This window comes from Macrococcus sp. 19Msa1099 (assembly GCA_019357535.2).
Lineage (GTDB): Bacteria > Bacillota > Bacilli > Staphylococcales > Staphylococcaceae > Macrococcoides > Macrococcoides psychrotolerans.
Map to the genome: position 1 here is coordinate 1,868,976 of CP079955.1, position 22,383 is coordinate 1,891,358.

The 22,383-nt window shown below is 38.7% G+C and carries 29 protein-coding genes and 1 riboswitch; of the genes, 1 reads left to right on the forward strand and 28 read right to left on the reverse strand.

Annotation, left to right across the window (positions count from 1 at the left end):
* Positions 1 to 6: 6 nt before the first annotated feature.
* The 8 genes from yidC to KYI10_10000 form a co-directional block, all read right to left on the reverse strand.
* Positions 7 to 867: a membrane protein insertase YidC gene (gene yidC, locus KYI10_09965; protein ID QYA32644.1), complete on the reverse strand. Its 861-nt coding sequence runs from the start codon at positions 865 to 867 to the stop codon at positions 7 to 9.
* A gap of 86 nt (positions 868 to 953) precedes the next feature.
* Positions 954 to 1,589: a thiamine phosphate synthase gene (gene thiE / locus KYI10_09970; protein ID QYA32645.1), complete on the reverse strand. Its 636-nt coding sequence runs from the start codon at positions 1,587 to 1,589 to the stop codon at positions 954 to 956.
* Positions 1,590 to 1,592: 3 nt separating this feature from the next.
* Entirely contained in the window at positions 1,593 to 2,378 is a 786-nt protein-coding gene (gene thiM, locus KYI10_09975) for a hydroxyethylthiazole kinase (protein QYA32646.1), read from the reverse strand.
* Entirely contained in the window at positions 2,378 to 3,166 is a 789-nt protein-coding gene (gene thiD / locus KYI10_09980; protein QYA32647.1) for a bifunctional hydroxymethylpyrimidine kinase/phosphomethylpyrimidine kinase, read from the reverse strand. The genes thiM and thiD overlap by 1 nt, the downstream gene beginning before the upstream one ends.
* On the reverse strand, positions 3,166 to 3,834 hold the full coding sequence (gene tenA / locus KYI10_09985; GenBank protein ID QYA32648.1) for a thiaminase II: 669 nt from the start codon (positions 3,832 to 3,834) through the stop codon (positions 3,166 to 3,168). Before tenA ends, thiD begins: the two co-directional genes overlap by 1 nt.
* Positions 3,835 to 3,895: 61 nt before the next feature.
* A riboswitch (TPP riboswitch) is annotated at positions 3,896 to 3,991 on the reverse strand.
* 83 nt (positions 3,992 to 4,074) lie between these two features.
* Complete coding sequence (locus tag KYI10_09990; protein QYA32649.1) at positions 4,075 to 4,890, reverse strand: LysM peptidoglycan-binding domain-containing protein; 816 nt, start codon at positions 4,888 to 4,890, stop codon at positions 4,075 to 4,077.
* A gap of 119 nt (positions 4,891 to 5,009) precedes the next feature.
* Positions 5,010 to 5,873 carry a LysM peptidoglycan-binding domain-containing protein gene (locus KYI10_09995; GenBank protein ID QYA32650.1) on the reverse strand — a complete coding sequence of 288 codons (864 nt, stop codon included), beginning with the start codon at positions 5,871 to 5,873 and terminating at the stop codon, positions 5,010 to 5,012.
* 243 nt (positions 5,874 to 6,116) lie between these two features.
* The gene (locus KYI10_10000; protein QYA32651.1) at positions 6,117 to 6,779 is read right to left on the reverse strand and encodes a single-stranded DNA-binding protein; all 663 of its coding nucleotides are present in this window, start codon (positions 6,777 to 6,779) and stop codon (positions 6,117 to 6,119) included.
* A gap of 205 nt (positions 6,780 to 6,984) precedes the next feature.
* On the opposite strand from KYI10_10000, the gene KYI10_10005 reads away from it, so the two are divergent.
* Positions 6,985 to 7,416: a YwpF-like family protein gene (locus tag KYI10_10005; GenBank protein ID QYA32652.1), complete on the forward strand. Its 432-nt coding sequence runs from the start codon at positions 6,985 to 6,987 to the stop codon at positions 7,414 to 7,416.
* Between the two features lie 68 nt (positions 7,417 to 7,484).
* Here KYI10_10005 and fabZ read toward each other — a convergent pair whose 3' ends face one another.
* The 20 genes from fabZ to KYI10_10105 all read right to left on the reverse strand — a co-directional run bounded on the left by fabZ (position 7,485) and on the right by KYI10_10105 (position 22,295).
* Positions 7,485 to 7,922 carry a 3-hydroxyacyl-ACP dehydratase FabZ gene (gene fabZ / locus KYI10_10010; protein ID QYA32653.1) on the reverse strand — a complete coding sequence of 146 codons (438 nt, stop codon included), beginning with the start codon at positions 7,920 to 7,922 and terminating at the stop codon, positions 7,485 to 7,487.
* Entirely contained in the window at positions 7,922 to 8,152 is a 231-nt protein-coding gene (locus KYI10_10015) for a DNA-directed RNA polymerase subunit beta (protein QYA32654.1), read from the reverse strand. Before KYI10_10015 ends, fabZ begins: the two co-directional genes overlap by 1 nt.
* Positions 8,153 to 8,165: 13 nt before the next feature.
* Positions 8,166 to 9,449 (reverse strand): UDP-N-acetylglucosamine 1-carboxyvinyltransferase, encoded by a 1,284-nt coding sequence (gene murA / locus KYI10_10020; protein ID QYA32655.1) that lies wholly within the window; start codon positions 9,447 to 9,449, stop codon positions 8,166 to 8,168.
* A gap of 75 nt (positions 9,450 to 9,524) precedes the next feature.
* The gene (locus KYI10_10025) at positions 9,525 to 9,746 is read right to left on the reverse strand and encodes a DUF1146 family protein (GenBank protein QYA32656.1); all 222 of its coding nucleotides are present in this window, start codon (positions 9,744 to 9,746) and stop codon (positions 9,525 to 9,527) included.
* Between the two features lie 53 nt (positions 9,747 to 9,799).
* The gene (locus KYI10_10030; GenBank protein QYA32657.1) at positions 9,800 to 10,210 is read right to left on the reverse strand and encodes a F0F1 ATP synthase subunit epsilon; all 411 of its coding nucleotides are present in this window, start codon (positions 10,208 to 10,210) and stop codon (positions 9,800 to 9,802) included.
* Between the two features lie 18 nt (positions 10,211 to 10,228).
* Positions 10,229 to 11,644 carry a F0F1 ATP synthase subunit beta gene (atpD, locus tag KYI10_10035; GenBank protein QYA32658.1) on the reverse strand — a complete coding sequence of 472 codons (1,416 nt, stop codon included), beginning with the start codon at positions 11,642 to 11,644 and terminating at the stop codon, positions 10,229 to 10,231.
* 18 nt (positions 11,645 to 11,662) lie between these two features.
* Entirely contained in the window at positions 11,663 to 12,529 is an 867-nt protein-coding gene (atpG, locus tag KYI10_10040; GenBank protein ID QYA32659.1) for an ATP synthase F1 subunit gamma, read from the reverse strand.
* Between the two features lie 31 nt (positions 12,530 to 12,560).
* Entirely contained in the window at positions 12,561 to 14,072 is a 1,512-nt protein-coding gene (atpA, locus tag KYI10_10045) for a F0F1 ATP synthase subunit alpha (GenBank protein ID QYA32660.1), read from the reverse strand.
* Positions 14,073 to 14,094: 22 nt separating this feature from the next.
* Positions 14,095 to 14,628, reverse strand: a complete 534-nt coding sequence (atpH, locus tag KYI10_10050; protein ID QYA32661.1) for an ATP synthase F1 subunit delta — start codon at positions 14,626 to 14,628, stop codon at positions 14,095 to 14,097.
* The gene (locus KYI10_10055) at positions 14,628 to 15,164 is read right to left on the reverse strand and encodes a F0F1 ATP synthase subunit B (protein QYA33968.1); all 537 of its coding nucleotides are present in this window, start codon (positions 15,162 to 15,164) and stop codon (positions 14,628 to 14,630) included. The genes atpH and KYI10_10055 overlap by 1 nt, the downstream gene beginning before the upstream one ends.
* A 65-nt stretch (positions 15,165 to 15,229) precedes the next feature.
* Positions 15,230 to 15,442 (reverse strand): F0F1 ATP synthase subunit C, encoded by a 213-nt coding sequence (gene atpE / locus KYI10_10060; protein QYA32662.1) that lies wholly within the window; start codon positions 15,440 to 15,442, stop codon positions 15,230 to 15,232.
* A gap of 47 nt (positions 15,443 to 15,489) precedes the next feature.
* Positions 15,490 to 16,212: a F0F1 ATP synthase subunit A gene (gene atpB, locus KYI10_10065; protein QYA32663.1), complete on the reverse strand. Its 723-nt coding sequence runs from the start codon at positions 16,210 to 16,212 to the stop codon at positions 15,490 to 15,492.
* A 24-nt stretch (positions 16,213 to 16,236) separates the two neighbouring features.
* Entirely contained in the window at positions 16,237 to 16,590 is a 354-nt protein-coding gene (locus KYI10_10070; protein ID QYA32664.1) for an ATP synthase subunit I, read from the reverse strand.
* Positions 16,591 to 16,777: 187 nt separating this feature from the next.
* Complete coding sequence (gene wecB / locus KYI10_10075) at positions 16,778 to 17,920, reverse strand: UDP-N-acetylglucosamine 2-epimerase (non-hydrolyzing) (protein QYA32665.1); 1,143 nt, start codon at positions 17,918 to 17,920, stop codon at positions 16,778 to 16,780.
* Positions 17,921 to 17,934: 14 nt separating this feature from the next.
* The gene (gene upp, locus KYI10_10080) at positions 17,935 to 18,564 is read right to left on the reverse strand and encodes a uracil phosphoribosyltransferase (GenBank protein ID QYA32666.1); all 630 of its coding nucleotides are present in this window, start codon (positions 18,562 to 18,564) and stop codon (positions 17,935 to 17,937) included.
* 21 nt (positions 18,565 to 18,585) lie between these two features.
* Entirely contained in the window at positions 18,586 to 19,821 is a 1,236-nt protein-coding gene (glyA, locus tag KYI10_10085) for a serine hydroxymethyltransferase (GenBank protein QYA32667.1), read from the reverse strand.
* Positions 19,822 to 19,830: 9 nt separating this feature from the next.
* Positions 19,831 to 20,355 (reverse strand): TIGR01440 family protein, encoded by a 525-nt coding sequence (locus KYI10_10090; GenBank protein ID QYA32668.1) that lies wholly within the window; start codon positions 20,353 to 20,355, stop codon positions 19,831 to 19,833.
* A complete protein-coding gene (gene rpiB, locus KYI10_10095) occupies positions 20,348 to 20,794 on the reverse strand; it encodes a ribose 5-phosphate isomerase B (protein ID QYA32669.1) in 447 nt (148 codons plus the stop codon). The genes KYI10_10090 and rpiB overlap by 8 nt, the downstream gene beginning before the upstream one ends.
* A 66-nt stretch (positions 20,795 to 20,860) precedes the next feature.
* The gene (locus KYI10_10100) at positions 20,861 to 21,283 is read right to left on the reverse strand and encodes a low molecular weight protein arginine phosphatase (protein QYA32670.1); all 423 of its coding nucleotides are present in this window, start codon (positions 21,281 to 21,283) and stop codon (positions 20,861 to 20,863) included.
* Positions 21,284 to 21,290: 7 nt separating this feature from the next.
* On the reverse strand, positions 21,291 to 22,295 hold the full coding sequence (locus KYI10_10105) for an L-threonylcarbamoyladenylate synthase (GenBank protein QYA32671.1): 1,005 nt from the start codon (positions 22,293 to 22,295) through the stop codon (positions 21,291 to 21,293).
* Positions 22,296 to 22,383 lie beyond the last annotated feature (88 nt).

Below are 22,383 nucleotides of genomic sequence, written 5' to 3' on the forward strand. Positions count from 1 at the left end.
ATTACATTATCTTCTTTTCTTCTTTTTTGAAGATACAACTTGTGTATTCTTTGGTTGTTTCGTACGCTCATTCTCTTCGTGCGCTTCGATTAATGGTGCAATTTCTTCGTGCACTTTCTTCTTGTAGAACTTGTTTCCTAACCAAGTCTGTAACACTAAGAATGCTCCACCTACAGCCCAATATAATGGTAATGCTGCAGGAGAAATGGCTGACATCCAGACAATCATAATTGGCGAGATAAACATCATCATACGCATCTGTGCTTTTTGTTCTTCTGGTATGTTCTGCATAGAAACGTAAGCTTGTAATGCGTATACAATACCTGCGATAACTGTCATCGCGATATCCGTCTTCGTTAACTCAAACCATAAGAAATTCGGATACTGTGTGATGCCACCTTCAGTTGGATACTTCAATACATAGAATAATCCAGTGACGATTGGCAATTGAATTAATAATGGTAAACATCCCATGTTTAATGGGTTAATACCATTTTCTTTGTATAATGCCATCATTTCCTGGTTTGCTTCCATCTTCTCTTCTTGCGTGCGCGCACGCTTTACTCGTTCTTGAATCTCTGTCATCTGCGGCTTGATTAAAGCCATTTTCTCACGCATAACGCTTTGGTTCTTATATGTTTTCATCATAAATGGGAAGAGCGCTAAACGTACGATTAATGTAATCGCAATAATCGCAAGTCCGTAGTTATGTCCCATATGCGCCCCTAACCAGTGAATTAACTGGTCTAAAGGATGCACAAATGTATCATAGAAAAATCCATTACGGTTTGATTCTTTTGAATAGTCACAGCCAGATAAAATTATCGCTGCAGTAAATACTAGGAGCCATATCGACTTCTTTTTCATTTTTTCACCTCATAATATTATTCACATAGAGGTTATTTTATCATAAATCTAGGTATACATAAACAAAAACCATGATATTTTACTTTTTACTTATAATACTGTAAGTAATCTGTAACAACTTGCTTAATATCACTGCTTCTTGTAATAGATGAAATGGTAGAGATACCATCTGCTCCTGAAGCGATAATCATTTCACAGTTGCTACTTGTTATTCCACCAATTGCTACAATTGGAATGTCTTCATCATGTAGACGCATCTTACGTATCAGTTCAATACCACCGGGCTTTTTCGCATCACTCTTACTACTTGTTTCATATACAGGACCGACACCTATATAGTCCACATGTGTTAAATCTGACTGATCATACTCTTCAAAATTACCGACAGACAATCCTATGATTTTTCCGTGGAAGTCATCGATGATATTTTCTATCTTTTCATCACCCTGTCCAAGATGAATACCGTCTGCATCAATTGCTTTAGCAAGTGCAACATCGTCATTGACGATAAATGAAACTTTATAGTCTTTACATAGCTTAAATAAACGTTCAGCAAGTAGTTGTTTCTCTTGCCCCATCTTTGCTTTCGGACCTTTCTCTCTAAACTGAAACATTGTAATTCCTGCTTCAAGCGCTTCCTTTAGCACACGTTCTAAGTCACCGTCAGGAACGTCAGAAGTCCCTGCAATGAAATATACATGAAGCATCTCTCTTTTAAACATAAGCTACACTTCTTTCACACGTGATTCCTTTGCTATATCATCTTGTTGAATTAAATAGAGCTGATCTATTAAATTCACAGCAAAATGTCCTGGCAAGGTCCCATTAGCACTGTGCTCAGCACGTTCTGCCGCAATCGTATAAGTCGCAATTGCTTCTGTTAATAATGCTAATGAAGGTTTAGTTTCATTATATATGAAACTTGCAACAACTGCTCCTAATAAACATCCTCCTCCTGTGACTTTCGTCAGGAGCGGTGTCCCATTTTCCACTAAAGCGATTTGTCCATCCTGACAGATTGCATCAACCGCACCGGTTACGATAATCGCAGTATTGAACTTATCATATGCTCTTCGCGCAACGCTTTCAGTCGATAGCGATTGATCTGCATCTGTCCCTTTCATTGTGGCATCTTCTGTTAATGCTGCAAGCTCTGACGCATTCCCACGAATGACACTAATATGATGCTCGTTCAGCAATTTTAAGCAGAAGTCTTTACGAAACTTAGATGCACCACAAGCGACAGGATCAAGTACGATAGGTACATGATGTTTATTTGCAAATGCAGCCGCTTGTAACATGTTTTCCTTATCCCCTTCTTCAATTGACCCTATATTGATCAGTAACGCACCAGCATACGCTAAAAACTCATCCATTTCTTGACGTTCTGTCGCCATCGCAGGGCTTGCACCAAGTGCGAGCAGACCGTTCGCTGTAAAGTTTTTGACGACATCATTCGTAATACAGATGATCAACGGGTTGTCTTTACGAAGTTGAGTGAGTTTTGTCATTATTCAACCTCCTGAAACTTAAAGTGATTTACTGGGCCCTGGCCATGACCAATTCCAGGAGTGTACTTAATGGCCATATCCATATAGCGCTTCGCTAATCGCACAGCATCTTCTATACTCTTCCCTTTGGCAAATTCTGCTGTGATGACAGCTGAATAAGTACAGCCCGTGCCATGTGTGTGCTTCGTATTATAACGTTCTCCAGGCAAAGTAATTAATCCCGTCTTTGTGAAGAGATAGTCAGTCGCATCTCCCTTTAAGTGTCCACCTTTGATAAGCACGCTTCGAGAACCAATTTCATCGATAAATATTTTTCCTGCACGTAAGATATCTTCTTCCGATTCCACCTTCATTTCAACAATTTTCTCTAGCTCAGGTATATTTGGTGTCACCACCGTCGCAATATCCAGTAACTTCGTGCGTACGGCGTTCTGTCCGTTCTCATCGAGCAACAAATCTCCACTTTTAGCCACCATCACAGGATCGATGACATACGGGACGTTATAACGTTCTATATACGGTCTCACCACGTCCATCACTGCACTTGTTGCTAACATCCCTGTCTTTACTGCATCCGGAACAATGTCTGAATATACACTTTCAAGTTGTTTCTGTATAATGTCCACAGGCTGGTTAAAGACATCCTGCACACCTAATGTATTCTGTGCAACAAGACTTGTTACTACACTCATCCCGTATACGCCGCGTGACTGAAAGACTTTCAAGTCGACTGTCGTCCCAGCACCTCCTGTAGGATCGGTTCCGGCAATCGATAATGCTGTTTTCATCAATAACCCTCCCATGTTTCAATGTTATAGGACATATTAAAGAAGCGCTTCTCATGAATACAGCTTTCAACAAAGTTCTTTCTTAATATATTTAGTTCTTCATCAGAAGCTGTTTCACTGAACTCATCTACCCAGCGATCTAAATGACCGATAAGCTCATCCATATTTGTACAATAAAAGTCGACCCAAGGTTTTAGCGGATTACCTTCCAGGTCATTACGTTCAGCAATCTTTAGTGCCAGCTGCTGATAGACATATGGACAAGGTGCCATCGCACATATCGTAAAGCTCGCATCACTATAGCGGTAGGCATTGTAATACATATGCTTAATATAATGATCACTTGATGGATACCATTCTCCTTCTTCAATCACTGTCTTATAATCAACACCTGCATAGTCTGCTAATGTATAGTGCGCATCCACTTCACCATTCATAACAAAATCGATTTGGCCGAGTAAGAACTGAATTCCTTCTCTATCATTAAGTTTCGGAATAAGTAGGCTATATATCTTTGCAAACTCGTTTAAATATAAACTATCTGCCTTTAAGTAATGTTTTACTGCTTCTTTCTTTAGATCCCCATGAATAATACCTTGAATAAAAGGATCATTATAAATCGATTCAATAATCGGTTCTACTTCTTTTTTCAACTGTCTCGTAAACACGTTATCCCTCCTAAAAATAAAAACCTATCTCCTGATAGGAAATAGGTTAAATACACATAACGGGTACTTAGCACGACTTTCCTACGCCGGCATTATCCGGATCAGGTAAAGGGTTCGGCAAAAGCCGTCTCAGCGCAAGGCACCCCTAGTGTGTATATTAATATTAGTGTAACGAAGTTAATGGATTAATGCAAAAAAAGAACTTTAAAGTGAATACACCTTAGAGTTCTAATATCGTTACTATAAACGTGCCCCACATACTGGCCATGGCTGCGCACCGCGCATATTGTATAAAATTTGAGCACGTTTCGTTTGCTCTGCTGCAGAAGCTTGGTGTGGATAACCACTTCCACCGACACCACGCCATGTCTGTAAATTGAACTGATACATTCCATAGTATCCATTTCCTGTATTAATTGATGGATTGCCACCAGATTCACATCTTGCTAATGCTGCCCAGTTTAATCCGTTGTTCACACGAACAGCCGGTGCTTGTGTCCTTGTCGTAGTCACACGCTTTATCGTCGATGCTTTATAAACAGTCTGTCTTACTGGTGCTTGGTATGCTGACTTAGCAACAGCACGTTTAACTGGTGCTTGATATGCTGTTCTTGTAACGGGTGCAGCTGCTACAGCCGGTCCATTAACCTTCAATGTACGTCCAGCAATAATTAAATCTGAATGCAAACCATTCCATGCTTTAAGCTGCGCAACAGATACACCGTAACGTGATGCAACCTTGCCCAGAGTATCTCCAGGAACGATGCGGTAATATGAACCTGTAGTTACAGGTGCTGTGTATGCAGATTTATATGTTGATTTATAAGTATTTCGTTTTGTTGTATTCTCATTAATATTTAATACTTGATTCACATGAATTAAGTTAGATCTCAATCCATTCTCATTCTTTAATGCTTGAACTGACGTCCCATAGATTTGAGAGATTTTCCATAAAGAATCCCCACTTTTTACTCTATATTGTGCTGCATCCGCTTGAGTCGCTGCGAATGTTCCACCTACTGCAAATACTGTCGTTACCGCTAAAAGTTTTTTCATCTGGAAAAGTCCTCCTAAAGATTATCTACAATTTTTAATACGTTAACTACATTAAAATTTCATATTTCATAGGTTACAACAATATAAAAGATTAAGTGTTATGTTAAATTTCTGAGTAATTAATACGCCGTTGACCACTGAGAAGCTCCAGCAGTTTGATATAATATTCTTGCACGTTTCCATTGTTCTTCAACTGAAGCATTTGCAGGATTTCCTGTTCCACCTACAGATGCCCATGTTGATGGTGAAAATTGGAATAATCCGTAGTATCCAGATGCATTAACAGCATTAGGGTTGCCACCTGATTCACGTTGTGCGATAACGCGTAAATGTGCATCCATTGATGAGTTTCCAGCAGGAGCTGCTTGCTGTACTGGCTTTTGTGCTGCTTGTTGCACTGGTTGCTCTACTGGTGCTTGTTGCACTGGTTGTTGTGCCACTGGTTTCTCTACTTGCGCTACTGGTTTTTGTGCTACTGGTTTTTGTGCTACTTGTTGGACTGGTTGTTGTGCTGCTGGTTTAGCTGTTTGCTCTGGGGCTTTGACGACCGGTGCTTGATACGCCACTGGTTGTTGTACAGTTACTGGTGCTTGCTGAGCAGCTGTTTGCGTAACGATTTGTCTTTTTTCCTCTTTATCAACAACAATCAGTTTCCCTACTTTAAGATTTTTATTTGTTTCAATATTGTTCCATCTCTTTAAATCTGCAACTTTAGTATCAAACTTTTTAGCGATCTTCTCTAAAGTGTCTCCTTTTTGGACTTCATATTTACCTTTAACTAACACTTCTAATTTTTGATTCGGTAAGATGATATCTGATTCTATTTTGTTAATTTTTTTAATTCTTTCAACTGTAGTGTCATATTTATCTGCGATTGACCAAAGTGACTCCCCATAAGTTACTGTATGTTCTTTTGCATCTGCCTGTGCTGAAATTCCTGTAGCTAAAATTGCCATTCCTGTAAGTGCAGTAATTTTTTTCATTGTGAGTGTTGCCTCCGATAATTTTCTTAATTTATATTAATAATTATATTTGTCTTTTATTGAATGATATAAATTTAACACGTATTGATATTTCTTTGGTTACAGGAAGATGATTTATAATTACAAATATATTACAAAAGCATATCAATTTAACATCGAACCCCCCAGTAGCATTCAGCACAGCGCTACTGGGGGGTATGGGGTGTATTTGAATGAGGGTTAAATGTGAGTAATGAAATGGTGTTAAAATGGTGTACTGGAGTCTGTCACATCTGATACAGATGTATTTTCTGTTTGATTGCCGTCTTCTTGAAGCTCTTCTTCACTTTCAGCTGACACATCTTTTTGATCTTCATTGTTTGTTGCAACTTTAATAATCTCATCTGCCTGAGCAGCATACTCACTCGGTGTCTTTTCTTCTCCACCTTCTATACCAAAAAGTTTACTATTCCATCGTTCTTCTGCAGTAGACTGAATAAGCTGCTCTGTACCTTTCACAATAAGATTCTGAGCTACTTTATCTTTAATTTCATCCGGTAAGCTGTTCCATACAGCATCCGACCTTGATTCATTCTTCTCTGCTTTATTTGCTCCGATATTTGGTAGAAACTTAATATTTTCAACTAAAATTTCAGTAGAATAATGCGTCTTTCCTTCTTTCTCGTAACGATTGCTATGGAATTGACCTGTTATACAAACAAAACTTCCTTTACTACAATATCTTCCTATATTTACAGCGGTCTTGTTAAATGCTTTGCACATCAAAAAATCCGTCGAACGCTCACCATTTTTAGAAACTCCTCGATCAACTGCTAAAGAAAAAGTAGCGATAGTCGTATTATTTGCTACTTGTCGTAACGATGGATCCTTTACTAAGCGTCCAGCTACAATCGCTTTGTTTATCACATCTTCACCTCCTTTCCCATAAACTATAGAGCAAAAATTAAACTTTTAAAAACTGCAGTAATTTAAAAATTGTATAGAAATCTATATAATTTTTTAAAAACTGAGCAAATATATTAAAAAACATCTTAAAATTAACTTAATTTTTTAAATATTGTAATTTGAAAAATTTATTCAAAGAATTATAATAGATAATGGAGGGATATACATGAAAACGTTCAAAGCAATTCGATTTCAGCTCGTTGAAGATGAAGCGATTAAGGAATACACGTTGTATGATGGGGTAATAATAAACAAAGAAAATAGCGGGACAGGTTGGCTACTTGAAATATTGATCGATGAAATTCATCTGGAGACGATGGAAACCTATATGCACAACGAAACTATTCTTGATACACGTATAGTTATTACCCGTGCCTCCAATGACCCTGCAATGTTTGAATCTACAATTAAGGACATTCAGAAGTTGAATGATAAGATTTCTGTAATTTTCGAATGCCATATTTACACGTTGAGACAGACATATGCAGAAAAGCTATTAGAGCAATTGGTAAACGAAGGTTTATCTGGCCAGGCTCTAATTAAAGCATTTAATAGAAAGATGCAGTCAAAACCAAAATTAAAAGATGAAAATGAATAATAAATAAACACCCGAACGATACAGAAATACCATCGCTCGGGTGTTTTTATTTTACTGTTCTAACTAACCTACTTGTCGATAATCGCAAAGCTGATTTCACAGCTACAAGCGAGCTTATCTCCGACTTTCGCCGTAGCGGTACCTTTACCAATAGGACCTTTAACACGTGTCATCTCAACGGATAACGTTAACGTATCTCCAGGCGTGACTTGAGATTTAAAACGACACTTATCAATCCCTGTAAACATTGCAAGTTTTCCTTGATTCTCTTCTAGTTTCAACATTGCAACTGCACCGACTTGTGCCAGTGCTTCTACTATAAGAACACCAGGCATTACTGCGTATTCAGGAAAATGTCCTTGAAAGAAAGGTTCATTACCGCTTACTTGTTTAATTCCCGTACAACGTTTACCCTCTTCCAGTTCGGTAATACGATCGATTAATAAAAATGGATAACGATGTGGAATAATCTTCTTAATTTCATCAAAAGACAATAAAGTTTCCATTAGCTGTCACTCCCAGTAAGTTCTTTAAGATGTTGCCATGTAGAAGGTTTAAATATATCAATCGGTGAGTGGAGAATGCCATATCCAATCATCATTCCAACTATAAATAGTACAATCATTAATGCAAATATAATGGATAGTGTAATATAAATTGGAACAGTACGGTGAACAACTTCTGTTTCTCCGATTTTACTGACCTTTTGTTTATAAATAGGCTGTTTAAACTTCATAATGCATACGCTCCTAGGCTTTGATTAATTGTTTTGTATCACCTGTGCGTTCGATTTCTGCGCCAAGATTGCGAAGCTTCTTATGGAAATCAACATAGCCTCGGTCCAGGTGATGCAGTGCAGTTACTTTAGTATAGCCTTTTGCAATAAGACCTGCAAGAACAAGTGCGGCGCCACTTCGTAAATCCGTAGCAGCAACATCGGCTCCTTGTAATGTACTATTGCTAATATAAGCAATTCGCTTATCCACTTTAATTTGAGCATTCATTTTCTGGAACTCTGTCGCATGCATAAAGCGATTTTCAAACACAGTCTCGTTAACACTACTATTACCTTCTAGTGATAACATGAGCGCCATCATCTGAGCCTGCATATCCGTGGGAAAGCCAGGGTGCGGCATTGTCTTGATATCAATTTCTTTAAGATTCTGTTCTACAGACAGATGAATTCCTCTCGTATCAATCTCAATATGGCATCCAGCTTCTTTCAGCTTTGCAATAAGTGCATGCATATGCTCATATATTGCACCTTCAACATACACATCACCACGTGTGATTGCTGCAGCTACTAGGAAAGTTCCCGCCTCAATGCGGTCAGGAATAATCTCATGCTTCGCTCCCGTCAATGTCTCTACACCATATACGGTAATCGTATCTGTACCAGCACCTTGAACGTTAGCACCCATCTGATTTAAATAGTTTGCGAGATCTACAATCTCTGGTTCACGCGCGACATTACCAATAACAGTCTTTCCTTCTGCTAAAACAGCAGCCATTAAGATATTTTGCGTCGCTCCGACACTCGGAAAATCCAGGTAAATATCGGCACCTTTCAGTCTGTCTTTAACAGTACCAACTAAATAACCATTTTTCTGCTCAATAATTGCTCCTAATGCTTCTAACCCTTTAAGATGTAACTCAATAGGTCTTGAACCAATCGCACATCCTCCAGGCATCGCAACTTCCGCATACCCAAACCTTGCAAGCAATGGTCCAAGTACAAGTACACTGGCACGCATCTTACTTACAAATTCATATGCAGCTTGTGTTGAAAGTTCACCACGTGCATCAACTACTACTTTATTTTGTTCAATATTTTTTTCTACTTTTGCATTTAACCCTTCTAATACTGCTGAGATTGTATCTACATCAGACAAAGCAGGTACATTCATAAATTCACTAACGCCTTCAGACGCTAACAATGATGCTGTCATGATAGGCAATACAGCATTTTTTGCTCCTTCGACTTTTACGCGCCCTGATAATCTGTGTCCGCCTTTTACTATAATTGTATCCATTATTTCCTCCGAATTTCTTAACTTATCTATACAAGTATTTTATACCATTTACCCTACAATTACATCATTTATACATTAAAATAATATAAATATCTGATTTGTATATTTAATCAAGTCAATGAGAAAATTAGTGATAAGATAACCTAAAGACATACTTAAACCGATAAAGAGCATCTGAATCTCTTTAGTACGGTTCTCTTTAAACCACTGCTCTGTTCTTACTGCCTGCAAACTATTAAATACAACTCCCGTAATCCCAATATAAAGTACTATATATGTTAAAGCATAAACATTCATAAGCTACTCCTATGTAAAAAAGGAGCAAGACAATTGTCTCACTCCTTTATTTATTATCTAAACTTCGCGACTTCAATACGGTTAATCGCGCGGTGCAATGCACGTTCTGCACGATGGAAATCAACATGTGCTGCTTTATCTTCATTAAGACGTGCTTCTGCACGCTTTAATGATTCCTTTGCACGCTCAATATCAATTCCCTCTGCTTGTTCTGCAGCTTGTACTAACACCGATACTTGTTGTGGACGAATTTCAGCAAATCCTTCAGTTACAGCAATGTAGTCTTTATCATTGCCTGACTTCGTCACACGAACAGCACCAATCTTAAGTGGTGCGACTGTAGGAATATGTCCAGCCATCACACCCATTTCACCTGACTCAGTCTGTAGAACAATTAATTCAGCTTCAGTTTCTGAGTATATTGATCCATTAGGAGTGACTATTTCAATTGCTAATTTATTCATAGTTTCTTCCTCCTATGTTTATACTTCTACACCCATGCCTTTAGCTTGCTCTAAAACTGCTTCAATGCCACCTACTAAACGGAAAGCATCTTCAGGAATATGGTCATATTTACCTTCTAGAATTGCTTTGAAGTCCTGAACCGTTTGTTTAACTGGTACGTAAGATCCTTTTTGACCTGTAAACTGTTCAGCAACGTGGAAGTTTTGTGATAAGAAGAACTGTATACGACGTGCACGTGAAACAGTCTTTTTATCTTCGTCAGATAATTCATCCATACCTAAGATTGCAATGATATCTTGTAGCTCACGATACTTCTGTAATGTTGCTTGTACTTGACGTGCAACTTCGTAATGCTCTTCACCAACAACGGCAGGCGTTAATGCACGAGATGTTGACGCTAATGGGTCAACCGCTGGGTAGATACCCATCTCAGTTAATTTACGTTCTAAGTTCGTTGTTGCATCTAAGTGAGCGAATGCAGTCGCTGGCGCCGGGTCAGTATAGTCATCGGCTGGTACGAATACCGCTTGAATCGATGTAACTGATCCTACGTTTGTTGAAGTGATACGCTCTTGTAATTGTCCCATTTCAGTTGCAAGTGTTGGTTGGTATCCAACGGCTGATGGCATACGTCCTAAAAGGGCAGATACCTCTGAACCTGCTTGCGTAAAACGGAAAATGTTATCGATGAATAATAATACGTCCTGACCTTGTTCGTCACGGAAATATTCAGCCATTGTTAAACCAGATAATGCTACACGCATACGTGCACCTGGTGGCTCGTTCATTTGTCCGAATACCATGGCTGTTTTCTTAATAACACCTGAATCGCTCATTTCGTGGAATAAGTCGTTCCCTTCACGTGTTCTCTCACCAACTCCAGCGAATACTGAAATACCACCGTGTTCCTGAGCGATGTTGTTGATTAATTCTTGAATTAATACTGTTTTACCTACACCGGCACCACCGAATAGACCGATTTTACCACCTTTGATATATGGTGCTAATAAGTCTACTACTTTAATACCAGTTTCCAAAATTTCAACTTTCGTTGATAACTCTTCGAATTTAGGTGCTTGTCTATGAATTGGATCACGACGTACAGTACCATCTAATTCAGGTTCTAAGTCAATCTTTTCTCCTAATACGTTAAATACGCGACCTAATGTTGCGTCACCAACTGGTACAGAAATCGGTGCGCCAGTATCAGTGACTTGCGCTCCACGTTGTACACCGTCAGTAGAGCTCATTGCGATTGTACGTACTGCATCATCACCTAAATGAAGGGCAACTTCTAATGTTAACTTTGTAGTGTTACCTTCTCCACGTTCGATATCTAAAGTTAAGGCATTGTTTAACGCTGGTAATTGACCATGTTCAAAGCGAACGTCAATAACCGGACCCATAACTTGGATTACGTGACCTACTGCCATGTTTATTCCTCCTAAGTGTTATTCTAATGCGGCTGCTCCACCAACAATTTCAGTAATTTGCTGAGTAATCGCGGCTTGTCTCGCACGGTTATATTGTAATGATAAATCATCGATTAGTTCTTTTGCGTTATCTGTTGCATTCTTCATTGCAGTCATACGTGAAGCATGTTCACTTGCTTTACCGTCTAAGATAGCACCGTAAATCAGACTTTCTGCATATTGTGGAAGAATGACTTCTAAAATTGCATCTTTGTCTGGTTCAAATTCATAGTTAGAGAGTTTCGATTCTCCTGAAACCTCTTCCTTAGATATTGGTAAGATCTTACGTTCATGAACTTCTTGCTCAAGTACGCTGATAAAATGACTATAATGCATATAAAGTTCGTCATATTCTCCAGTTTCAAAACGAGATACTGCTGTGTGAGTAATATCTTTAATAGATTTGAAAGATGGTTGATCTGATAATCCAATAATTTGGCCTTCAACGTTATAGTCTCTAGCACGTAAGAAATCATACCCTACTCGGCCGATAACTAATATGCCGTATTCAGCTGGATTATTATTATGACGTTCCTGAATTTTTTGCGTTACACTTTTTAAAATGTTTGCATTGTATGGACCTGCAAGGCCTTTATCACAAGTTATGACTAAGTAACCTGTCTTTTTCACCGGACGTTTTTGAAGCATTGGATGGTTTGCATCTGAGTTACTTCCGCCAATAGAGGTAACTGCATCCTGCATCTTCTCCATATATGGATAGAAGCTTTTTGCATTCTCTTCAGCGCGACGTAATTTAGAGTTTGAAACCATGTGCATTGCCTTAGTGATTTGACTTGTTTTCTTAGTCGAATTAATACGGCCTTTTATGTCTCTTAATGAAGCCATTTTGTCACCACCTTATGATTAATTTCCCGTTCTATACTTCAGACTTGTTGAAGATTTTCTTGAATGCATTAATTGCCTCTACGAATACTTCATCAGCCGGTAAGCCTTTCGTTTCGCGAATTTCCTGGTAAATATGTGGTGCGTTTGAACCCACCCAGCCTAGGAATTCATCTTCAAAGCGTGTAATATCCTGAACCGGAATATCATCTAAGTGACCTTTAGTTAATGCATACAGAATCGTAACTTGCTTATCTACTGTTAATGGTTTGTTCTGGTCTTGTTTTAAAACTTCAACCGTACGTTTACCACGTTCTAATTTCGCTTTCGTTGCTGGGTCTAAGTCAGAACCAAATTGTGCGAATGACTCTAGTTCACGGTAAGAAGCTAAGTCAAGACGTAGTGTCCCCGCTACTTTCTTCATCGCTTTAATTTGTGCTGATCCACCAACACGTGAAACTGAAAGTCCAGCATTGATTGCAGGACGAACACCTGAGAAGAATAAATCTGATTGTAAGAAGATTTGTCCGTCAGTGATTGAGATTACGTTTGTTGGTACGTAGGCTGAGATATCCCCTGCTTGTGTTTCAACGAATGGTAATGCAGTAATAGAACCGCCACCTAAACTATCGTTTAATTTCGCAGCACGCTCTAACAGACGGCTATGTAAGTAGAATACATCCCCTGGATATGCTTCACGACCTGGCGGACGACGTAATAATAAAGATAATTCACGGTAAGCTGCTGCTTGTTTCGTTAAATCATCATATACGATTAATACGTGTTTACCGTTAAACATAAATTCTTCAGCCATTGCTACACCCGCATATGGTGAGATGTATAATAATGGTGCTGGTTGTGATGCAGATGCAGATACAACGATTGTATAATCTAATGCACCATGTGCACGTAATGTTTCAACAGCAGTACGTACTGTAGATTCTTTTTGACCAATTGCAACGTACACACAGATCATATCTTCGTCCTTTTGGTTAAGGATTGTATCGATTGCTACTGTAGTTTTACCTGTTTGACGGTCACCGATAATTAACTCACGTTGACCACGACCGATTGGTACTAATGCATCAATCGCTTTAATACCTGTTTGTAAAGGTTCATCTACTGATTTACGATCCATTACACCAGTTGCTGGTGATTCAATTGGACGTGTTTTTGTTGTGTTAAGTGGTCCGCGACCATCGATTGGTTGACCTAATGGGTTTACAACGCGACCGATTAATTCTTCACCTACAGGTACTTCCATGATACGACCTGTACGTTTAACTTCGTCGCCTTCTTTAATATCTGTGAAAGGTCCTAAAATTACGACCCCTACGTTGTTCTCTTCTAAATTTTGTGCAAGACCTAATACACCGTTATGGAACTCAACAAGTTCTCCAGCCATAACGTTGTTTAAACCATGTACTAATGCGATACCGTCACCGACCTGGATAACTGTACCTACATCCGTTACTGTCATACCAGACTCGTAATTTTCAATCTGTGATTTAAGTAACGCACTGATTTCTTCAGCTTTGATGGCCATTTATGTCACTCCTCTTAAGAAATTATTGTTTGTGAAACGATTTTTCAAGTTGTGTTAGTTCATTTGCAACAGAGCCATCATAAACAGTCGTACCAATTGTTGCACGTATACCACCGATTAGAGTGCTGTTTACTACGTTTTCAATTAATAACTTTTTGTAGCCTGTACGTTTAATGAACGCTTTTCCGATTTTATCAAGCTCTTCACTTGATAATGCATATACTGATTCAACTTTCATGTATTGCTGATTATTAAACTTGTTATAGTGTTCTGTGTAATAATCTGCAATTTCAGGTAATAGTGCAAGCTGCTGCTTATCTGCAAGAATGCTTAATAAGTTTTGTAATGGCTTGTCCACACCTTTAAATGTTGCCTCTACGAATGCATTTCTCTTCTCACTTGATACTTTAGGATCTTCAGCAAATAAAAAGAATGCTTTGCTTCCTGTTACAGCTTTTTTAATTTCACCAAGATCTTGACGTACACTTTCATGTACACCTTGTGCTTGTGCTACTTCAAAAAGACTTTGTGCATATTTATCCTGGACGATAGCCATTATTTATCGCCTGCCTCTTCGATAAACTCTCTTACTAATTGTTTTTGATCTTGTTCATTGATTTCTTTGTTAATCACTTTTTGAGCAATTAGTACTGATAATTCAGCAACACGATCATTGATGTCTGCAATCGCACGTTGTTTTTCGTTTTCAATTTCTACTTGTGCATCGCTAACAATTTTGTTTGCACGCATATTTGCTTCATGAACAATTTCTTCTTGCTGTGTTTTCGCTTGTTTCTTAGCATCTTCCATAATGACAGATACTTCTTGTTGTGTTTTAGCTAATAACGCTTTATTTTCTTCAGCGTAATGCTTAGCTTCTTCGTTTTGACGTTTCGCATTGTCAAGGTCAGCTGTAATCCCTGCTTGACGTTCGTCCATAATGTTCTTTAATGGTCCCCATGCGAATTTGCTTAATAAGAATAGCAATAGTGCAAATAATACTAATGTATATGCCGCTGTTCCCCACTGTACGCCAGTGTGCTCAGCTGCTTGACCTAATAATAAGAAATCCAAGTATAACGCTCCTTTCATCGCACTTTTCATAAATGAATGGCGAAATCAGAACGACTTCGCCTTTAACGAGTTATATTTTATAATTAACGGTTCATTACCATGAATGCTACTACTACTGCGATGATAGGAAGGGCCTCAACTAAACCTACACCGATGAACATGATAGTCATTAATGGACCACGTGCTTCTGGTTGACGTGCTACACCTTCAACTGTACGAGATACGATTAATCCGTTACCAATACCTGCTCCTAATGCTGCTAAACCAATTGCGATTGCTGCTGCTAATAAATTCATTAATAATTTCCTCCTAAAGAAATATGATAGTTTTTTAAATTTTTATATTAATGGTCGTCTGACACTTTATGTGACATATAAACCATTGATAACATTACAAAGATATAGGCTTGAATTGAACCTACAAAAATTGAGAAACCTTGCCAGATAAGAGTTGGAATTGCTGCACCTAGCATGCCAGCTGCTCCAGCTGTACCTAGCGTTGCAAGTAATCCGAGCAATACTTCACCTGCGAAAATGTTACCATAAAGACGCAGACCAAGCGTTAAAGTTGATGAAAATTCTTCGATGATTTTAAATGGCACCATAAACCATACTGGTTGAGCAAAACTCTTTAAGTAATTACCAGTACCGCGCATCTTAACACCATAGAAATGTGTTAATAGCACCATCAGTGTAGAAAGTGTTAATGTAACTGTCGGGTCTGCTGTTGGAGATTTCCACCATAATGTGTGACCATTAATAATTGCAAATGGTAACCCCAGCATATTTGCAACAAAGATAAATAATAACAATGTTACAGCCAGGAAATGAAAACGCCCACCTTTATTCCACGCCATGTTACTGTTGATAATTCCTCTTGTAAAGTCAAAAATCCATTCAATAAAGTTCTGTTTACCGTGAGGTCTTACACTTAAATTTCGTGTAAAGAACATCGCTATTAAAAAAACGATTGCTGCTGTCACCGTAAGCATCAACATCGATGAAAGATCAAATATCATTTCATGACCGAATAAATCAAGACTATAGAGGGGTGATACGTGTCCCATTACTTCACCTCTTCCATATATGTATTATTTTTTCAAACTGTTAACAGAATGTACGATAATCATAACATACGTTAACATCAGGCCGAGTGCGATTCCAAGCAAATTAATGCTTTGCGGAAATCTTACCCAGAAGAGGCATGCCATGACCGCTATTAAAAAGCGAATCCCCATACCACTCGAAACATAGAGCACATCACTATTGATTGCTCGCAATAAATTGTGATGCCAGACAAAACTACTGATTGCCGAAGCAATTGTACCAATGATCAATCCTAATATGAAGCTATTTCTATAGAAAATATAAATAATAGCAAGTAGAATTATCAAGCACAAAAAATACTTTAGATACAAGTTGAAAAATGTCTTAAATTCTGACATATCAGGATAAACTCCTTAGAAAAAGTTTTCACATGAATGAAAACAGTTTCATTCCTAATTTATGATAATATAGGGCAAAATATGTGTCAATGCTATGTGAAAAACTTAAAAATTAAAGTTTCACTAAATGTTCACAAATTAGACACATTTAAGCGTTTAATAAAAAGTCTGATAATTGCAAACGTAATTACTTGCTTCCAACTTTAAATGGCGCAGGTTTTTCTTCTGTCAAGCTGAAATAATATTTAATATGTTCACAAATACGTTGTGAAGTTTCACCATCGCCATAAGGATTGCTCGCTTTAGACATGGATTGATATAATGTCTCATCAGTTAACAAAGATTTTGTTAATTGATAAATATCTTCTTCTTCAACGCCCGCTAACTTTAATGTCCCAGCTTTAACACCTTCAGGACGTTCGGTTGTGTCACGTAGCACAAGCACTGGCTTACCTAACGATGGTGCTTCTTCTTGCACGCCACCCGAATCTGTAAGAATAAAATGACTGCGACTTGCGAAATTATGGAAGTCGATAACATCTAAAGGTTCAATCAATTGAATACGGTCATGATTATTTAAATGTTCTGCAGCAATTTCACGCACTTTTGGATTTTTATGCATCGGGTAGACAATTTCAACATCTTCAAACTCGTCCACGATTCTTCTGATTGCACTGAAGATATTATGCATTGGCTGACCAATATTTTCTCTTCGATGTGCAGTTAATAGAATCACTCTACGCTCACCTGCACTGTCTAAGATATCAGAACGATAATCCGACTTTACCGTCGTCTTTAAAGCGTCAATCGCAGTATTACCTGTGATAACAATTCTATCTTCAGGCTTATTTTCATTACGAAGATTCTGTGCTGCATCATCAGTCGGTGCAAAATGAAGGTCTGCCAATGTGCCTGTCATTTGTCTATTCATTTCTTCTGGGAATGGAGAGTATTTCTGCCAAGTTCTAAGCCCCGCTTCAACATGTCCAATCGCTACTTCATTATAAAAAGCAGCAAGACTTCCAGCAAATGTCGTTGTTGTGTCTCCATGTACAAGAATCATATCAGGGCGCGCTTCTTTGATGACTTCTTCTAATCCTAAGATAACACGGCTTGTCACTTCAGACAGTGTTTGACCTGCCTTCATAATGTTCAAATCATAATCCGGAGTAATTCCAAATATCTCAAGTACTTGATCCAGCATTTCACGATGTTGTGCAGTCACAACAACGATCGGTTCTAATTCTGGATCATTCTTTAAAGCCAATACAAGGGGAGCCATCTTAATTGCTTCTGGTCGTGTACCAAAGATTGTCATTATCTTCTTCATATCAATTCTCCTAATTATTTAGTCCCGAACAATCGATCGCCTGCATCACCCAATCCTGGAACAATGTAGCCATGATCATTGAGTTTTTCATCTAGTCCTGCAATATAAATATCTACATCTGGATGTTCTTTTTGTAATGCTTCTACACCTTCTGGAGCAGCAACGAGACACATAAATCTAATCTTTACAGCACCGCGTTTCTTCAATGAGTTAATTGCTTCTATTGCCGATCCACCTGTTGCAAGCATTGGATCCACTACAATAAAGTCGCGCTCTTCAATGTCTTGTGGCATCTTTGCAAAATATTCTACAGGTTGAAGCGTCTCAGGATCACGATATAGACCAATATGACCGACACGCGCTGCAGGAATCATCTTCAGCACACCTTCAGTCATGCCTAGTCCGGCACGTAATATTGGGACAACTGCAATCTTTTTTCCTGACAGGCGTTTTGCTGTCATCTCAGTAACTGGTGTCTTAATCTGTACGTCATCTAGCTCAAGGTCACGTGTTACTTCGTATGCCATTAACATACCAACTTCATCAACAAGCTCACGAAACTCTTTCGTACCCGTTGACTCCTCTCGAATATAACTTAATTTGTGTTGAATAAGGGGGTGATCAAATACATGGACTTTCGCCATACTATACCTCTTTCCTAATAATTATTTATATAATGGATATTTTTCTGTTATTGCACGTACACGCGCCTTTGCATTATGCTTCACTGTTTCATCTTCTGTATGAGCGAGCACGTCCGCAATAATCGATGCAATATCTTTCATGTCTTCTTCATTAAATCCACGTGTTGTCACAGCCGGTGTCCCAATTCTAATACCACTTGTAACGAATGGACTTTCTTTATCAAATGGAATCGTATTTTTATTTGTAGTAATGCCGACATCGTCAAGTGCACGCTCTGCGACTTTACCCGTAATGTTACAGCTCGTTACATCTATACTCATCAAGTGATTGTCTGTGCCGCCAGAAACAATGCGTAATCCTTTTTCAGTTAAAGCATCCGCTAATGTCTTCGCATTAAGTACCACTTGCTGTTGATATGCTTTAAAGTCTTCTGTCAACGCTTCACCAAATGCGACAGCTTTGGCTGCGATAACATGCATCAATGGTCCGCCTTGAATTCCAGGAAATATCATCTTATCGATCGCTTTTGCATACTCTTCCTTACAAATGATCATACCACCACGAGGTCCACGTAATGTCTTATGTGTCGTCGTCGTAACAAAGTCTGCATGAGATACTGGATTCGGATGAAGACCAGCAGCTACAAGCCCTGCGATATGTGCCATGTCGACCATCAGTTTTGCACCGACTTCATCTGCAATCATTTTAAACGCTTCAAAATCAATAGTTCGTGAATATGCTGATGTGCCTGCAACGATAAGTGCAGGTTTATGTTCTCGTGCAAGTTCGCGAACAACATCATAATCAATTCTTTCTGTTTTCTCATCTACACCATAAGCAACAAAATTATAATCTACACCACTAAAGTTCACTGGCGAACCATGCGTGAGGTGACCTCCATGGCTTAAATTCATTCCTAGAACTGTGTCTCCAGGTTTTAAAGCGACACGGTAAACGGCCATATTAGCCTGCGAACCTGAATGCGGTTGTACATTGACATGTTCCGCTCCAAAGAGCTCTTTAATACGATTGCGTGCTAAATCCTCAACGATATCTACAAACTCACACCCACCATAATAACGACGATGCGGGTAGCCTTCAGCGTATTTATTTGTCAGAACCGATCCTTGTGCTTCCATCACGGCTTTTGATACAAAATTCTCAGACGCAATTAATTCAATATGATGGTCTTGTCTCTCAAATTCTTTCGTGATTGCTTCAAATACTTGATTATCTTGCTGTTTAATTTCTGACATAATACCCTCCTATTTATATTGAGCGCGTGGCCCACCAATTAATTTCGGACGATGTGTTGCTATCGTGACTACTGCCCCGCCCACTTTTTTCGTTGTGGTTCTTACCGGAATCTGTACATGCTTAATATGCATTCCTATAAGCGTCTGACCAATATCAATACCACAGTCTGCCTGGACATGTTCAACTACGACAGGATCCTTAAAGTGACGATAAGCTGCTGCTGACATACTGCCCCCTGCTTGTTTTGCAGGAACAACCGTAACTTCATTTAGCTGATAGTTGAGCATAACTTCTCGTTCCATCGTTAATGCTCGGTTAATATGTTCACATCCTTGAAAACAAAAATCCACACCCGTTCTATTATGAACATCATCAAATATTTCAATAAACTGTGCAGCAACTTCATCAGAACTATGTGTTCCGATTTTTTCACCGATGACCTCAGATGTAGAACAGCCGATTACACATAATTGGCCCTCTTTAAAGAAATCTTTTGCTTCTAGCTCTGTCATCAACTGTTTAAGACTATTCATTGCAAGACTCCAGCGCTGCTAATTTATCAATCCTCTTCTGGTGGCGACCCCCTTCAAATTCAGCGTCCAGCCATGTCTGAACAATTAACAGCATTAGCCCTTCGCCTATCACACGTTGTCCCATTGCTAATATATTAGAGTTGTTATGCTCACGCGTCACTTGCGCTGTAAATACATCGTGCACTAATGCACAGCGAATACCTGGCACTTTATTCGCTGCGATGCTCATTCCAATACCTGTGCCACAAATCAAGATTCCACGGTCACATTCTCCATTCACTACATTCTTAGCAACTGGCTTAGCATAATCAGGATAATCAACAGATGTTTCATCTGGTGGGCCAAAATCAACATATTCAATATTTTGGGACTGTAATAATTCAATGATTTTCTCTTTATACTGAAATCCACCATGATCACTTGCGATTGCAATTTTCAAATAAACAACCTCCCTTAAATCTATATCACTCTATATTATACCGTATTTCATGTATGAGTAAATCAATTATCGGTCGAGCTTTCGAAGCATTTCACGAATATAATAGGAGAGTTCGTTATAAGTATCTAAATACACTGAGAAATCCCCTCCGTAAGGGTCTGATATATCTCCCTTCTCATCCATCGCATACTCTTTTAAAGTATATACATTACTTCCTGGATACATTAACTTAATTTGCATTTTATGACTATTTGTCATCGTCAATATTAAATCCTTTTCACTATCTATAGCATCGAACTGATGACTCTCTGTTACAGGCACCAAGTTTTCCTGCTCAATGATTGATGCTGCATGCTTTGAAATAGGCTGTCCTTCTTGTGCATACAGCCCAGCTGAAGAAAATAAATGGTTAGAATTAAGTGATTTTGCGATACTTTCTGCCATTGGACTACGACAAGTATTCCCTGTACAAACGAATACGATTTCCATATGCCACCTACTTTCTTGTAACTGCTTTATTGATACGATTCATTAACGCATCACTACCATTATAAGACGTAAAGTCAGTAATATATATCTTTTCAATTTCCTCTATATCATCTGCACTGCGCAGCGCATCATATAAATCATACATTGCACCCCCACTATCTTCAAACGTAGCACCAAGTTTAAAGAACCATCCACCATTCACTTTATCCTTTTCACTTAGTGGTGCAATAATCGCTTCATTTGCAGCCAGTTCCAAACTTTCAAATCGCTCCACTAATTCTAATGGGCTGTTCGGCGCATAATGTCGATATTTCATACCTGGAGCAATTGGTTTGTCTCCCTCAATACGTTCATCGCTCATACATCCAGGCACCACCATTTCCAGGTCATTGTGTGTAATCGCTCCTGGCCTTGCAATTCTAAATGGATACTGACTACAATCAACAACCGTGCTTTCTATTCCGACCTCTACTTGTTCGCTTTGAACAATGCCAAATATCTTCCCTTCCATATCATGAATCACGTGTTCTGCTTTTGTAGGTGACGGTTTGCCGCTCGTATTAGCGGACGGTGCAGCGAGCAACAAATCAGTCATCTCGATGAGTTGATGCGCAACCTTATGTGCAGGCATACGTACTGCCACCGTATTTAGTCCCGCAGTAACACTTTCCGCAAGGATACCTTGTTTTACTGGAACGATAAATGATATAGGCCCTGGCCAGAAATAATCCATCAACTTATAAGCCGCCGCATGAATATCATGAGTAAACCATTCAAGCTGTGACAGATGATGAATATGTACAATTAACGGATTATCTTGTGGTCTGCCTTTCGCTTTGAATATCGCTGCTACTGCCTCTCTATTTGTAGCATCAGCTGCTAAACCATATACTGTTTCAGTGGGAATTGCGATTGTTTCTCCTGCTTTGAAACCTGTAATGATTTCCTGTACGTGTGGATATGTGGACAAATCTTCCACATAGTTACACACATCCCAAACATTTGTTCTCACTTCGTTCACTCCTTTATTTAAAGGTCTTTCATGTAAAAATAAAAAGTTATGCACAAAATGTGGATAACTTTTTAGAATTGTGCATAAC

Coding starts and splice junctions, on each gene's coding strand:
- thiE (QYA32645.1), bottom strand. CDS start 1,589: ATGTTTAAAAGAGAGATGCTTCATGTATATTTCATTGCAGGGACTTCT.
- KYI10_10055 (QYA33968.1), bottom strand. CDS start 15,164: ATGAAAGGAGCGTTATACTTGGATTTCTTATTATTAGGTCAAGCAGCT.
- wecB (QYA32665.1), bottom strand. CDS start 17,920: ATGAAGAAGATAATGACAATCTTTGGTACACGACCAGAAGCAATTAAG.
- KYI10_10005 (QYA32652.1), top strand. CDS start 6,985: ATGAAAACGTTCAAAGCAATTCGATTTCAGCTCGTTGAAGATGAAGCG.
- glyA (QYA32667.1), bottom strand. CDS start 19,821: ATGTCAGAAATTAAACAGCAAGATAATCAAGTATTTGAAGCAATCACG.
- atpD (QYA32658.1), bottom strand. CDS start 11,644: ATGGCAGTAGGTCACGTAATCCAAGTTATGGGTCCGGTTATTGACGTT.
- KYI10_10070 (QYA32664.1), bottom strand. CDS start 16,590: ATGTCAGAATTTAAGACATTTTTCAACTTGTATCTAAAGTATTTTTTG.
- KYI10_09995 (QYA32650.1), bottom strand. CDS start 5,873: ATGAAAAAAATTACTGCACTTACAGGAATGGCAATTTTAGCTACAGGA.
- atpG (QYA32659.1), bottom strand. CDS start 12,529: ATGGCTTCATTAAGAGACATAAAAGGCCGTATTAATTCGACTAAGAAA.
- KYI10_10030 (QYA32657.1), bottom strand. CDS start 10,210: ATGAATAAATTAGCAATTGAAATAGTCACTCCTAATGGATCAATATAC.
- KYI10_10100 (QYA32670.1), bottom strand. CDS start 21,283: ATGGAAATCGTATTCGTTTGTACAGGGAATACTTGTCGTAGTCCAATG.
- KYI10_10015 (QYA32654.1), bottom strand. CDS start 8,152: ATGAAGTTTAAACAGCCTATTTATAAACAAAAGGTCAGTAAAATCGGA.
- fabZ (QYA32653.1), bottom strand. CDS start 7,922: ATGGAAACTTTATTGTCTTTTGATGAAATTAAGAAGATTATTCCACAT.
- thiD (QYA32647.1), bottom strand. CDS start 3,166: ATGAAAACAGCATTATCGATTGCCGGAACCGATCCTACAGGAGGTGCT.
- thiM (QYA32646.1), bottom strand. CDS start 2,378: ATGACAAAACTCACTCAACTTCGTAAAGACAACCCGTTGATCATCTGT.
- atpA (QYA32660.1), bottom strand. CDS start 14,072: ATGGCCATCAAAGCTGAAGAAATCAGTGCGTTACTTAAATCACAGATT.
- yidC (QYA32644.1), bottom strand. CDS start 867: ATGAAAAAGAAGTCGATATGGCTCCTAGTATTTACTGCAGCGATAATT.
- murA (QYA32655.1), bottom strand. CDS start 9,449: ATGGATACAATTATAGTAAAAGGCGGACACAGATTATCAGGGCGCGTA.
- atpE (QYA32662.1), bottom strand. CDS start 15,442: ATGAATTTATTAGCAGCAGCAATCGCAATTGGTTTAGCAGCATTAGGA.
- KYI10_10090 (QYA32668.1), bottom strand. CDS start 20,355: ATGAATAGTCTTAAACAGTTGATGACAGAGCTAGAAGCAAAAGATTTC.
- KYI10_09990 (QYA32649.1), bottom strand. CDS start 4,890: ATGAAAAAACTTTTAGCGGTAACGACAGTATTTGCAGTAGGTGGAACA.
- KYI10_10025 (QYA32656.1), bottom strand. CDS start 9,746: ATGAATGTTTATGCTTTAACATATATAGTACTTTATATTGGGATTACG.
- atpB (QYA32663.1), bottom strand. CDS start 16,212: ATGGGACACGTATCACCCCTCTATAGTCTTGATTTATTCGGTCATGAA.
- atpH (QYA32661.1), bottom strand. CDS start 14,628: ATGGCTATCGTCCAGGATAAATATGCACAAAGTCTTTTTGAAGTAGCA.
- upp (QYA32666.1), bottom strand. CDS start 18,564: ATGGCGAAAGTCCATGTATTTGATCACCCCCTTATTCAACACAAATTA.